This window comes from Kosakonia sp. SMBL-WEM22 (genome assembly GCF_014490785.1).
Taxonomy (GTDB): domain Bacteria; phylum Pseudomonadota; class Gammaproteobacteria; order Enterobacterales; family Enterobacteriaceae; genus Kosakonia.
Window position 1 is genome coordinate 2,710,501 of record NZ_CP051488.1, and the last position, 12,528, is coordinate 2,723,028.

Genomic DNA, 12,528 nt, shown 5'->3' on the forward strand with positions numbered 1-12,528 from the left:
GACGCTCACGCAGGGCAGCATTAATCGCCGCCTTTTTGAAATAGCGTGATTCTGTTAACCGAGTCATAGGGATGATTTGAAACCGCGAGAAATATATAAAGCGAAGCGCGAGAAGTAAACAGAGACTCTTTTCCTGTTGTTGCGATTATTCTCAACGCACACTTCAGGCCAGGCGCGCGAAATGATTCAGCGCCTGAGCATGACGGCTTAGTCATTAAAACCTCAGCTTGAAAATATGTCGACCAGACAAACCGGTTATCCCTGAATTGATATCTGGCGATAAAAGATGCAGGCGAGTAAGATAGCAACTCACCGTTAACTGTTTGATTATTCAGACAAATGATAAAAAGGAAATCATAGGTTATATGGATACTTCAACTTACATGCTCGCCAATGGCATCTCTTTGACCCTGCGTATGCCTGCAGCAGCAGGCCCCCTCCCCACCATTGTATTGTGTCACGGCTTTTGCGGCATCCAGCCGATCCTGCTGCCTGCTTTTGCCGAGGCCTTCACCAGCGCCGGTTTTGCTACGGTCACCTTCGATTACCGCGGCTTTGGAGAGAGCGCCGGGGAGCGCGGTCGGCTGGTCCCGGCTATGCAGATTGAGGATATTCTGTCAGTTGTGGCGTGGGTCAGCGAACAGCCCGCGCTGGATGCGCGTATAAAATGCGTGGTCAGCCAGCTGGCATTTGCCGATGGTGAAGCGATCGTCACCGGCCATATGAATGAAGGCGAAAAGCGCGCCTTTATCGACACGCTGGAGAAGATGGCACAGAAGCAGCAGGCGACCGGCAAAGAGATGATGGTGGCGATCACCCGCGTGCTTTCCGATGCCGAATCGAAGGCGTTTTTTGAGGAGAACCGCACCCGCTTCCCGCAGATGGATATTAAAATCCCATTTTTAACGGTTCGCGAAACGGTGAATTATCGGCCCGCTGAGTGGGCGGCAAAGGTGACCTGTCCAACGCTGGTGGTGATTGCGGCGGAAGATAGCGTCAACCCGTCAGCACAAGGCCGGGCGCTGTTTGCGGCGGTGGGAGCAGCTGAGAAAGCGCTGCACGAAGAGGCCGGTGCGCGCCATTACGATATTTACAGTGGGAAGGCGTTTGAGTGCGTCAGCGCAGTACAGACCGCGTGGTTTGCCCGCCATCTTTAAGGCATAAAAAAAGGCGCACCGCGGTGCGCCTCTCTTATTTACAGCGCCATATCATGCTGTGGCGCGTTTTCGCTCTTCGGCGCGGCTGGCGTCGCCGCCTGCGCATCTTTCATGTCGATAACCGGCGGCTTGGTCAGCTCCAGCGCGGCGGCGGTGTCATCCCACACCTGCTGCGTCAGGGAGACGTTGCCGTTCAGATGCTGACCAAAGCTCGGAACGACCTCTTTGATCTTGCTCTGCCACGCCGGCGAGTTGAACTGCTCCGGGAACATCTTCTTGATGACGTTCAGGGCAATTGGCGCTGCGGTAGAGGCACCCGGCGATGCACCTAACAGCGCAGAGAGGGTTTTCGGCTGATCGACCACCACTTCGGTACCCAGCTTCAGCACGCCGCCTTTATCTTCATCTTTCTTAATGATCTGAACGCGCTGGCCAGCCTGGATCAGTTTCCAGTCCTCTTTACGCGCCTGCGGATAGTACTCTTTCAGTGCTTCAAAGCGGTCATCATCACTCAGCATCACCTGACCCATCAGGTATTTCACAAGGTCGAAGTTATCCAGACCTACGTGGGTCATCGGCATAAAGTTGCTGGTGGTAGTGGTGCTCAGCAGATCAAAGAAAGAGCCGTTTTTCAGGAATTTGGTCGAGAAAGTCGCAAATGGCCCAAACAGCACCACGCGTTTCCCGTCAATGACGCGTGCATCGATATGCGGAACTGACATCGGCGGAGCACCGACGGAGGCCTGGCCATACACTTTCTGGCGGTGAATGTTGGTGATGGCCGGATTTTCGGTCATCAGGAAGGAGCCGCCCACCGGGAAGCCCGCATAGTTGTCCGCTTCCGGAATGCCGGTTTTTTGCAGCAGCTTCAGCGCGCCGCCACCTGCACCGATAAAGACATATTTCGCATCGATGGTGTGCTCATCGCCGCTTTTCACATCTTTGATCGTCACATGCCAGGAGTTATCGGCATTACGTTTGAAATCGGTCACTTCCGATGAGGTTTGCAGAGAGAAGTTTTTGCTCTTTTTCAGGCTACCGATCAGCTGGCGGGTAATCTCGCCATAGTTCACATCGGTGCCGACCGGGGTCCAGGTCGCGGCAACTTTTTGCTGCGGATCCCGCCCTTCCATTACCAGCGGTGCCCACTGCTTAATTTGCTGGTGATCGGTGGAGAATTTCATGCCCTGGAATAAGGTCGTTTGCTGCAGTGCGGCATAACGTTTTGCCAGATAATCCACATTATCGCCCCAGACAAAACTCATGTGCGGCGTGGAATTAATAAAGGAGTGCGGGTTGGTTAAAATACCGCGCTTCACCTGGGTGGACCAGAACTGGCGGGAAATCATAAATTGTTCATTAATTTCCAGCGCCTTGGTGACATCAATGGAGCCGTCTGCACGCTGTGGCGTGTAGTTCAGTTCCATATTTGCCGAGTGACCGGTACCGGCATTATTCCAGCCGTTGGAGGACTCAAGCGCAACGCCGTCGAGTTTCTCCACCATCACCTGTTTCCACTCTGGTTGCAGGGTCTGCAGCCAGGTGCCCAGGGAGGCGCTCATGATACCGCCGCCAATCAGCAGGAAGTCGGTTTTTTGGTTCTCTTCCGCCCACGCACTGGTCGCAGAGCTGACGAGCATCGCAACGGCGCTGAAGGCAATAATAGTTTTTTTCATTGCAGGCATAATTATTCGGTTAGATAACAACAAGTGATTCGTGGTGACGCATATTAACTTATTTTTACGTTAATTTAAAATATCATTCACAAAATAGAATAATTTTGTTTTTATTTTCCGCCTGCTTTTTTTAATTAAAAAAAGTAGTAACGCACTCTGTGTGGAATTATTTTTGAAGGGAATTTACTTTAAGAAGCGAAATAAAATTTAGCGTTTTTCAATTAAATGGGAAAATAAATAATGGCCGCTCCTGGCGGCCAAATGGTCATTATCAGGCATCAGCCCCTGCACTTTTTGCTCCCGTAATGGCGAGGCGCAAATGACGGTGATTTTCTGCCAGCAGAACCTGCGCGCGCGAGGCACTTACGCCGGTAAGCAGCATTAAAATGGCAGCGCGACACTCATTATTTGCCTGTGCCAGGGCGCGTTTGGCCTCTTCGCGCGTGCAGCTGCTCGCCGCCATCACCACGGCGATTTGCCGTTCGGCCCAATGCAGATTCACTGGCGCGATGTCGACGCGCAAATTGCTATAAACCCGCCCGCAACGAACAGCCAGCCCGGTGGACAACATAGCGAGGATCTGCTGCTGCGCCAGCTGCGCTTTTGGCTCGCTAAAACCGCTTACCGCTTCGGCCCCCGAATCGGGCGCGATCACCATATCGGCGAACTGCGCCGCTTCTTCGCACGCCTGCGCCCGGGTAACCAAAACCACGCGCGCGCCAACTGCCTGCGCCCGTTGCAATACCCCACTCGTCCACGGCGTGGTGCCGCTTAACGATAGTGCCACCAGCATATCGCGCGCCGTTAGCCCCAGCGCCTGCAGATCGGCCCCTCCGCAATCGTAGTCACCCGCTGCGCGATCCTGCTGCGCTCTTGCCGATTGTGCCCCGCCGGCCATTAAAGCCAGCAGACCGTGCTGGTTGTCGGGCGCGAACGCTTCGACGGTTTGCATGGCCGCCCGCCCCGAAGAACCCGCGCCGGCGAGCACCACGCGCCCGCCCCGACTAAGCGTCGCGCTGGCGTTATCGACCAGACGGGCGATCGCTGGCAGGCAGGCGGTGACCGCCTGCGTAACCTCTTCACTCTCCTGATGGATAAGCGTCAGCATATCCAGCGTGGCGAGGCGGTCGATTTCACCCGTGCGGGGATTACGACGCGCCTCCATTGAACCGTTTGGCTTACTGCTCATACCCTACTCCTTGTTAAAGGTTCCACACACACTATAAGGGTATTTCCGCTTTTCGCTTGCGAGTGGTGTCACGCTTCCCGGCGCGCCTCTTTTTGCTGATTTATCACGTAGCTTTATGAATTGCCGCCCATCGGCGATAATAGCCTTTCACAGTTGAATAATTCGGGTTCAGCATGACTCAGATAGCGCCCACGGCGGCCTCCCCGCGCAAGCGACCAATGAAGTTTGGCACCATGGTGACGCTGATGGTGTGCAGCGTGACGGGGTCCGTGCTGCTGTTGGCTTGCGCCCTCTGGTTCTGGCAGATAAGCAACGCCACGCGCGACGGCGTGAAAGCAACCGGCTTCGCGGTGGCGCGTACCCTTGCCGATGCGCCGGAAATCAGGCGTGGGCTACTACTGCCCCCCAATAGCAATATCATTCAGCCTCTCGCGCAGGCGGTTGCAGCGCGAAACGATTTGCTCTATGCGGTGGTCACCAATATGCAGGGCATTCGCTATGCGCACCCGAATGCCAGCATGATCGGGCAGAACTTTATTGGTGAGGATCTGCAGCCTGCGTTGAAGGGTCATGAGAATGCTGCGGTTAACCGCGGCGTGCTCGCCCCGGCGCTGCGCGTGTTTACTCCGGTTTATGATGAGCGTCACCAGCAGATAGGGGTGGTGGTGGTCGGCATTTCGTTAAGTGAGGTCGACGAGCAGGTAAGCCGCAGCCGCCATGCAGCGATGTGGATCTTAATATTCAGCGCACTGGTAGGTTTTGTTGGCGTATGGCAAGTAGTGCGGGTGTTAAAACGCATCCTGCTCGGGCTTGAGCCGTATGAAATTTCGGCACAATTTAAGCAACGCCAGGCGATGTTGCAGTCCCTTAAAGAGGGCGTCATGGCTGTTGATGCGGATGGCCGCGTGACGCTGCTAAACCATGCCGGGCGGCGAATGTTGCTTAGCAGTACGGCGCAGGGTGCCGGCACGCATCAACCTCTGCTGGCCGATCTGCTGAGTGTGTTACAGACCGGCACCCCTATTTTCGATCGTGAGCTGGGGTGCAACGGCCGTCTACTGCTGAGTAACACCGTACCGGTACGCAGCCAGGAGAGTATTATCGGCGCGATTTGTACTTTCCGCGATAAGACCGAGGTGAGCCAGTTGATGCAGCGGCTCGATGGGATGGTCAATTATGTCGATGCCTTGCGAACCACCTCGCATGAATTCATGAACAAGTTGCATGTCATCCTCGGTCTGTTAAATATGAAGCGCTATGACAAGCTGCAGGAGTATGTGCTGCAAACGGCCCAGAACTACCAGAGCGATATCGGCGCGATCCAGCATCAGATTAAGTCGCCGGTGGTAGCCGGTTTTTTGCTCGGTAAAATCAACCGGGCCAAAGAGTGCGGTTTTACCCTGACGCTGGCAGATGAGAGCCAGGTACCGGATAACCCGAATGAGAAGCAGGTGACGGTGCTGGTTACCGTACTGGGTAATTTGATTGAGAATGCGCTGGATGCGATGAGCGGCCAGCAGGAGGGTGAAGTCGGGCTATTTCTGCATTATCAGGATGGCTGGCTGGCAGGTGAAGTGAGCGATGACGGACCAGGTATTGCGCCGGGCAATATCGACGCCATCTTTCGCAAAGGCTTCTCCACCAAGGGTGAAAACCGCGGCGTCGGGCTTTTTCTCGCCAGCCAGCAGCTGGCTGACCTTGGTGGCACCCTGAGCGTGGAATCTGAACCCGGTGTGTTTACCCAATTTTTTGTCCATCTCCCGTGGGATAGTGAAAGGAAGAACGCGTGATAAATGTATTAATTGTTGACGATGATGCCATGGTGGCCGAGCTGAACCGCATGTACGTGGCGCAGATAGCCGGTTTTCAGTGCTGCGGCACGGCGTCAACGCTGCGTCAGGCCGAGGAGATGGTGAACAATCCGCTGCTTGAGATCGACCTGGTGCTGCTGGATGTCTATATGCAGCAGGATAGCGGTCTCGATCTGCTGCCGATTATTCGCGCCAGCGGGCGGGCGATTGACGTGATTATGATCACCTCTTCCGCCGATGCCGCAACCATTCAGACCTCGCTGCATTACGGGGTGGTCGACTATCTGATTAAGCCGTTCCAGTTCCCACGTTTTGAAGAGGCGCTCACCACCTGGCGCGAAAAGCGTAAGCTGATGGATGCGCACCCCTACTATGAGCAGTCAGACGTCGATCGCTTGCTGCACGGCGGCGCGCCAGAGGTGGCAGATACCCGCCGGCTGCCGAAGGGGCTTACGGCCCAGACCCTGCGCACTATTTGCCAGTGGATCGATGCCCATCCGGGGATTGAGTTCTCAACGGATGAGCTGGCTAACGCGGTCAATATCTCCCGCGTCTCCTGCCGTAAATACCTGATCTGGCTGGCGCAGATCAATATTCTCTATACCACCATCCATTATGGTGCGACCGGCCGGCCGGTTTATCGCTATCAGCTGATTGCGGAGCAGTACAGCCTGCTCAAGCAGTACAGTCAATAAACCGGTAGCTGTCGTCAACGTGGGTGTAGCTGAAGTGGCGGCGGGAGGAGAGGATCACGTCGCGCTTTTTGGTGACGAAGAGGGCTTCAATGTCCTCGCGCTGTTTTAGCAGCTGGCACCCCTTCTCGACGCCGAGGCCGAAGAGCAGCGTGGTCCAGATATCGCCATCGAGTGAGTCGCTGGAGATGATGGTCACGCTGTCGAGCTCATTTTCCAGCGGGTAGCCGCTGCGCGGATCGAGGATATGATGCCAGCGCTGGCCATCCTGCTCGAAATAGCGCTCATAGGTGCCGGAAGTGACTACCGACTGGTTGGCAACCTCCAGCGTGCCAATCAGCGCATCCGCCTGTGCGAACGGCTTTTTCACGCCGATTGACCACCGCCCCTGCGGCGTTCCCAGCGTCTGCACGTTGCCGCCAAGGTTAATTAACCCCTCGGTCACCCCCTGCTGGTGCAGATAGTCGCGCACCCGATCGGCAATAAACCCTTTAGCAATCGCGCCGAGATCGATCTCCATCCCGGCCTGGGTAAGAAAAACGCTGCCCGCGCCATCATCAAGGACAACGTCCTGAACGCGCGTGATGCGCAGCCGCGCGGCGATCGCGTCCGCCTCTGGCACCCGGTCACCTTTAAACCCGATTCGCCACAGTTTCACCAGCGGGCCAATTGCCAGATTAAAGGCGCTGCCAGGCATCATGCTGGCGGCTTTCGCGCATTTGATAAGCTCAAAAACCGGACGGCTAACGGCAACCGGATACCGCCCTGCGGCGTGATTGATTGCCATCACTTCAGAGTTGGCGCGGTTGACGGTGAAAAGATCTTCGTAGCGCTTAATCAGGGAGAATACGCGGGAGGCGAGCGCGTCATCATGGACAAAGAGCGTGAGCAGGATGGGCGAGCCCATCAGCACGGCTGAGTAGCGCCAGCTCGGATTTGCAGACATTGCATACTCCTTCTGTTGCGTACTGGTGGCGCTACGCTTATCAGGCCAGGGAGAGTGAGAGGCCTGATAAGGCGCAGCAATTTTGCGTTAATGCGTTACCTTTTCGCGCGCAGTGCGGCCTGATGCCCCGCCAGCGAACCGAAGACGATAATATCTGCCACGGCGTTGCCGCCGATGCGGTTGCCACCGTGCAGGCCGCCAACAACTTCACCCGCCGCGAAAGCACCAGGGATAACCTGCTGCTCGCGGTTGAGCACCTGGGTATCGGTGTTGATGGTCACGCCGCCCATAGTGTGATGCACGCCTGGCGCGATCTGAATAGCGTGGAACGGGCCTTCGTTGATCGGTGCGCGCAGTGCGGTGGTGCGCCCGAAATCATCGTCATGCTGTTTTTCCACAAAGCCATTGTAGCGCTCCAGCGTGGCGAGGAAGGCATGATAATCCATACCCAGCTTATCCGCGAGTTCGCGTGGTGAGCTGGCGCTGGTGACAAAACCGCGGGCAATATACTCATCCGCCGCTTTGTTTTTTGCACGAACGTGCTCATCAAAGACGATGTAAGCATAGTGCTCCGGCAGCGCGATGATAGCCGCAGAGACTTTATCGCGGGTCGACATCTCGTTGAAGAAGCGGTTGCCCTGCTGATTGACCAGAATTGCCCCGCCGCCGCGAATCGATTCTGAAATCAGATAAGAGGTATTTTGCTCAACCGTCGGGTGGATCTGGATTTCGCCCATATCCACGGTGGCAGCGCCAAGGCGTTCCAGCAGCGAAATCCCGCTACCGGTCGCGCCTTTATGGTTGGTGGTGACGAAGCCGTCCAGATCGGGGCGATATTTCACGACCATCGCGCTGTTGGCGCTGAAGCCACCGGTGGCGACAATCACGCTCTTCGCCTCGACGCTCAAGGTCTCCTGCTCTTCGGTCAGCAGGCGTACGCCGCGCACTTCGCCCGCGTCAAAGAGGATCTCTTCGACGGAGGTGTCCAGCATGACGTCGATATTACGTTTGGTAACGTTGCGCAGCAGGCCGCTGATCAGGTAGCCACCCACCGCCGATCCGTCGCGCGGACGGTGCGTACGGTCGATGCTCATGCCGCCGGTGGTGGTGATGTCGTTAAGCATGATGCCGCGACGCGCCAGCCACTCAATCGCTTCCGGTGCATGTTCAACAAAGCGGCGCAGCAACTCAGGATCGTTCTTCTCACCGCCCCCTTTCAGGGTTTCAGCGTAAAAGAGCTCTTTGCTGTCCTGAATACCTTTTACGCGCTGGAAGCGGGTTTCCGCCGCATTCATCCCTGCCGATGCTTTGATAGTGTTACCACCGATAGTCGGCATTTTTTCGACGATCAATACGCTGGCCCCTTCGTCGTGCGCCTGAATCGCCGCAGCCAGACCAGCACCGCCGCTGCCAATAACAACCACATCGTAACTTTTCGTCACGCTGTTATCGCCACCCTCTTCTGCGATCCGCGCTTTGCTCGATTTGACCATCGCTTTCGAGACCGCTTTTTTCACCGCCTCGCTCTGGCTGGTGGCGCCGGAAATGGCGTCTACATGCGGAGAATTGGCGTTGATAATACGGCTGCGAATCTCTTCAAAACTACGGGTAAACTCGACGTCATCCAGCGGGCCTTCAGCCAGCGTAATATCCGCAATGCTGTCGGTTTCAAGACTGACGTTGAACACCAGCGTATTGCTGTCATCCTGTACGGTTTCAGCAAAAACGCCTGGCTTGAACTTCGCTGCGCCCATGCTCATATCGCGGATCATCGCTTCAACTAGCGAGAAACGCCACAGCGGCTCAGGGATCTTCAGTGCCTCACGCTGGGTGCTGTCCATGAAGAGTTCAAGGGTTTCACCGTTAGCGATACGCGAAGCCCAGTCCGGGTAGGCGATACAGGCGCGGCCTATCGCCATCAGATCGTAACCATGATCCAACCCCTCTTCGGCATCCGCCGCATTGACGATCCCGCCGACGCCCATTACCGGGACCTGCGCCAGCATTTCTGAACGCAGCGCACAATATTTATCAATCAGCGGCGTCGTATCGGTCGAGTCATTAATTGAGGAGCGCAGCGCTGCCCCTACGGAGAAGTGGAGATAATCGAGACCGCGAGCGGCCAGCTTCTCCAGCAGGAACATGGTGTCATCAAAACGGATGCCGGGGACTTCCAGCTCTTCCGGTGAAAAACGGTAACCGATGATAAAGGCGTCATCTGCGTACTGGCGCGCCATCTTATGAGCGATTTCCAGTACAGCCAGCGGGAACCTGGCGCGGTTTTCGCGGCTGCCGCCCCACTCATCGTCACGCTGGTTGGAGTGAGGAGAGAAGAATTGTTGAATGAGATAAGTATTGGCACCATGAATCTCAACGCCGTCGAAGCCGGCCTGGATGGCGCGGCGCACGGCTTCGCCAAATTTGGCGATCATGCTTTCAACTTCTGCGGCACTCATCGCCACCGGGGTCGCGGCACCGTCGCGTGGAGCGGCAATGGCGCTCGGCGCGATCGGTGTGCGCCCACCGATCAATTTCGGCTCCACCATGCGACCACCATGATAAATCTGCAGAATGGCTTTTGAACCTTTCTCCTGGATGGCAGCCGCAATTTTTGCCAGCCCTGCGATTTTTTCATCGCTATCAATCCCGATAGCTCCCGGAAATGCGAGGCCGAGATCGTCGACAAAGCAACACTCAACAATAATGGTGCCAATGGCTCCTGAACGTGCGCGGTAATACTCCACCAGTTCCCTGGTAACACTACCGTCGAAATAACCCGAGCAGGTGGTCATTGGTGCCATTAACAAACGGTTTTTCAGTTCCACACCGTTCGGCAATGTAAACGGGCTGAGAATACGTTCGTTGCTGGTCATAATAAACTCCACATCTAAAATTGATAAATCTTGAATTCGGTGACAGATCTATTTTTCGTTCTTGTTATTAATCCTAATGTCGTGGACTTAATATAACGCGAATTTTATTTACTAAATTAATTACGTTAGTTATAAAACTATTTAACCCCTGCAATAACAGACCTACCTCCACTGTATTATCATTTTTAAATATTGCGTTCACAAATCTATAATTATCGGTAACATAATTATTACCTTGCGAAGCAGTACCACCTGAAGAACTTCAAGATAAAACACTTAAAAATCAAATAACTAAGCAAAACAAGAGCCTTGCAGACATTAATACCCAATACAATCCATTAACATTTTTACGCTTTTTTTGGAAATTAACTCCATTATTCATAGTGGGTACCCCTGATATTAAAAAAAGAGATATATTTTCGTTTTATTGATCTTAATCAAGAGAAATCCCATCGGCAGGGGCAATATAGAAATAGACTTATTTTTTATTTATTGCTGCTAATTTTTGCGATAAATAAAGGCCAGCGGAATAAGAGAAGATGGTTTTAACAACTAAAGTATCTTTCGAAACTAAATAAACCACACTTCATTCCCTGCCCTATCAGAATTCTTAACTACTTGTAGATGCTCACTATGAAAGAGAAAACTCCAACCCCAGCTTCTGCTAAAGCAGAGAGCGCAAAGGCCGGTAATAAAAACCGCCTGGTCATGATGGCGCTACCCATTATCGTGGCCATATTGTTACTGTTCGTTCCGGTGCCGGAAGGCTTACCGCCCTACGCATGGCACTATTTTGCAATCTTCGTTGGCGTCATTGTCGGCTTGATCTTCGAGCCGCTACCGGGTGCTGTAATTGGTATGACCGGTGTGGTGGTGATTGCGCTCTGCAGTCAATGGGTGCTTTTTAGCCCTGAGCAACTGGCGGACCCGAAATTTAAACTGGCGGGCCAGTCCTTTAAATGGGCGGTCAGCGGTTTCGGCAACTCCACCGTCTGGCTTATCTTCGGCGCATTTATGTTTGCTGCCGGGTACGATAAGACTCAGTTTGGACGTCGCCTTGCGCTGATCCTCGTCAAATACCTGGGTCGCCGCAGCCTGACGCTGGGTTATGCCATTACCTTCGCCGATCTGCTGTTAGCGCCGTTTACCCCATCAAACACCGCGCGCAGCGGCGGAACCATCTATCCAATTATTGCCAACCTGCCGCCTCTGTATGGTTCAAAACCAAACGACCCGAGCGCGCGCCGCATTGGTTCTTATCTGATGTGGGTAGCGATCACAGCCGCCTGTATCACCAGTTCTATGTTCCTTTCCGCGCTTGCACCTAACCTGCTGGCGCTGGCGTTGGTGAAAAGCATTGTTGGCATCAATATCTCATGGGGCACATGGTTTATCGCCTTCCTGCCGCTCGGCCTGCTGCTGATTTTGACTATGCCGCTGCTGGCATACTGGTTCTACCCGCCTGAAGTGAAAGTGAATGATGAAGTTCCACTGTGGGCGAGTCGTGAGCTCGAGAAGCTAGGCAGAATGTCCCGTAATGAAATTCTGCTGCTGGTCTTTGTCTGCTGCGCGCTGCTGATGTGGATTTTCGCCGCCGACGTTATTGAACCGGCACTGGCGGCACTGCTGGTTGTGGTGATGATGCTGTGGACCGGTGTGCTTAGCTGGAACGATATCACTAGTAACAAACCTGCCTGGAACACCTTTGTCTGGTTCGCTACGCTTGTCGCGCTGGCTGATGGCCTCTCATCCACCGGCTTTATCGCCTGGCTGGGCAAAGAGGGGGGTCTGTTGATGAGCGGCATCTCTCCGGGCATGGCCACTATCGCTCTGCTGCTGGCGTTCTATCTGCTGCACTATCTCTTCGCCAGCACCACGGCACACACCACCGCGCTGCTGCCGGCGATGCTGACCATCGCAGCGACCATTCCTGGCATCAATATGGAAGTCGTTGTGCTGGTGCTGTGCACCTCACTTGGTGTCATGGGTATCATCACCCCTTACGGCACTGGTCCAAGCCCGATTTACTACGGTAGTGGCTACCTGCCGACCAAAGATTACTGGCGGCTGGGCACTATTTTCGGTGCCATCTTCCTCGCTGCACTGCTGTTAATTGGCTATCCGTGGATCACCATGATGTTCTGATTCATAACCGTCGGGCTCTCCCGGCGGTTTTATTTTTGT

Annotated in this window: 8 protein-coding genes; 4 read left to right on the forward strand and 4 right to left on the reverse strand. The window is 54.6% G+C overall.

Annotated features, from left to right (window positions below; genetic code table 11):
* Window positions 1-365 precede the first annotated feature (365 nt).
* Entirely contained in the window at window positions 366-1,157 is a 792-nt protein-coding gene (locus tag HF650_RS12830) for an alpha/beta fold hydrolase (RefSeq protein ID WP_187799007.1), read from the forward strand.
* Window positions 1,158-1,195: 38 nt separating this feature from the next.
* Here the strand turns inward: HF650_RS12830 and mqo are convergent, their stop codons facing one another.
* Together mqo and HF650_RS12840 are read right to left on the reverse strand one after the other, a co-directional pair.
* On the reverse strand, window positions 1,196-2,842 hold the full coding sequence (gene mqo / locus HF650_RS12835; RefSeq protein WP_187799008.1) for a malate dehydrogenase (quinone): 1,647 nt from the start codon (window positions 2,840-2,842) through the stop codon (window positions 1,196-1,198).
* Window positions 2,843-3,104: 262 nt separating this feature from the next.
* Complete coding sequence (locus HF650_RS12840; protein WP_187799009.1) at window positions 3,105-4,022, reverse strand: N-acetylmuramic acid 6-phosphate etherase; 918 nt, start codon at window positions 4,020-4,022, stop codon at window positions 3,105-3,107.
* 173 nt (window positions 4,023-4,195) lie between these two features.
* On the opposite strand from HF650_RS12840, the gene HF650_RS12845 reads away from it, so the two are divergent.
* Together HF650_RS12845 and dcuR are read left to right on the forward strand one after the other, a co-directional pair.
* Entirely contained in the window at window positions 4,196-5,812 is a 1,617-nt protein-coding gene (locus HF650_RS12845; RefSeq protein ID WP_187799010.1) for a sensor histidine kinase, read from the forward strand.
* Window positions 5,809-6,528, forward strand: coding sequence for a two-component system response regulator DcuR (gene dcuR, locus HF650_RS12850; protein ID WP_054804197.1), 720 nt, complete (start codon window positions 5,809-5,811; stop codon window positions 6,526-6,528). The genes HF650_RS12845 and dcuR overlap by 4 nt, the downstream gene beginning before the upstream one ends.
* On the opposite strand, the gene HF650_RS12855 is transcribed toward dcuR, so the two are convergent.
* Both HF650_RS12855 and HF650_RS12860 read right to left on the reverse strand, forming a co-directional pair.
* On the reverse strand, window positions 6,509-7,471 hold the full coding sequence (locus HF650_RS12855; RefSeq protein ID WP_187799011.1) for an FAD:protein FMN transferase: 963 nt from the start codon (window positions 7,469-7,471) through the stop codon (window positions 6,509-6,511). The two genes, dcuR and HF650_RS12855, sit on opposite strands and share 20 nt — an antisense overlap.
* A gap of 95 nt (window positions 7,472-7,566) precedes the next feature.
* Window positions 7,567-10,344 carry a flavocytochrome c gene (locus HF650_RS12860; protein ID WP_187799012.1) on the reverse strand — a complete coding sequence of 926 codons (2,778 nt, stop codon included), beginning with the start codon at window positions 10,342-10,344 and terminating at the stop codon, window positions 7,567-7,569.
* A 633-nt stretch (window positions 10,345-10,977) separates the two neighbouring features.
* Between HF650_RS12860 and HF650_RS12865 the strand changes: the two genes are divergently transcribed.
* Complete coding sequence (locus tag HF650_RS12865) at window positions 10,978-12,489, forward strand: anion permease (RefSeq protein ID WP_275944585.1); 1,512 nt, start codon at window positions 10,978-10,980, stop codon at window positions 12,487-12,489.
* Window positions 12,490-12,528: the final 39 nt, after the last annotated feature.

Bases quoted from the DNA above. Each gene is read 5' to 3' on its own strand.
- HF650_RS12830 (WP_187799007.1), top strand. From the start codon at position 366: ATGGATACTTCAACTTACATGCTCGCCAATGGCATCTCTTTGACCCTG.
- HF650_RS12860 (WP_187799012.1), bottom strand. From the start codon at position 10,344: ATGACCAGCAACGAACGTATTCTCAGCCCGTTTACATTGCCGAACGGT.
- HF650_RS12865 (WP_275944585.1), top strand. From the start codon at position 10,978: ATGAAAGAGAAAACTCCAACCCCAGCTTCTGCTAAAGCAGAGAGCGCA.
- HF650_RS12855 (WP_187799011.1), bottom strand. From the start codon at position 7,471: ATGTCTGCAAATCCGAGCTGGCGCTACTCAGCCGTGCTGATGGGCTCG.
- HF650_RS12840 (WP_187799009.1), bottom strand. From the start codon at position 4,022: ATGAGCAGTAAGCCAAACGGTTCAATGGAGGCGCGTCGTAATCCCCGC.
- HF650_RS12845 (WP_187799010.1), top strand. From the start codon at position 4,196: ATGACTCAGATAGCGCCCACGGCGGCCTCCCCGCGCAAGCGACCAATG.
- mqo (WP_187799008.1), bottom strand. From the start codon at position 2,842: ATGCCTGCAATGAAAAAAACTATTATTGCCTTCAGCGCCGTTGCGATG.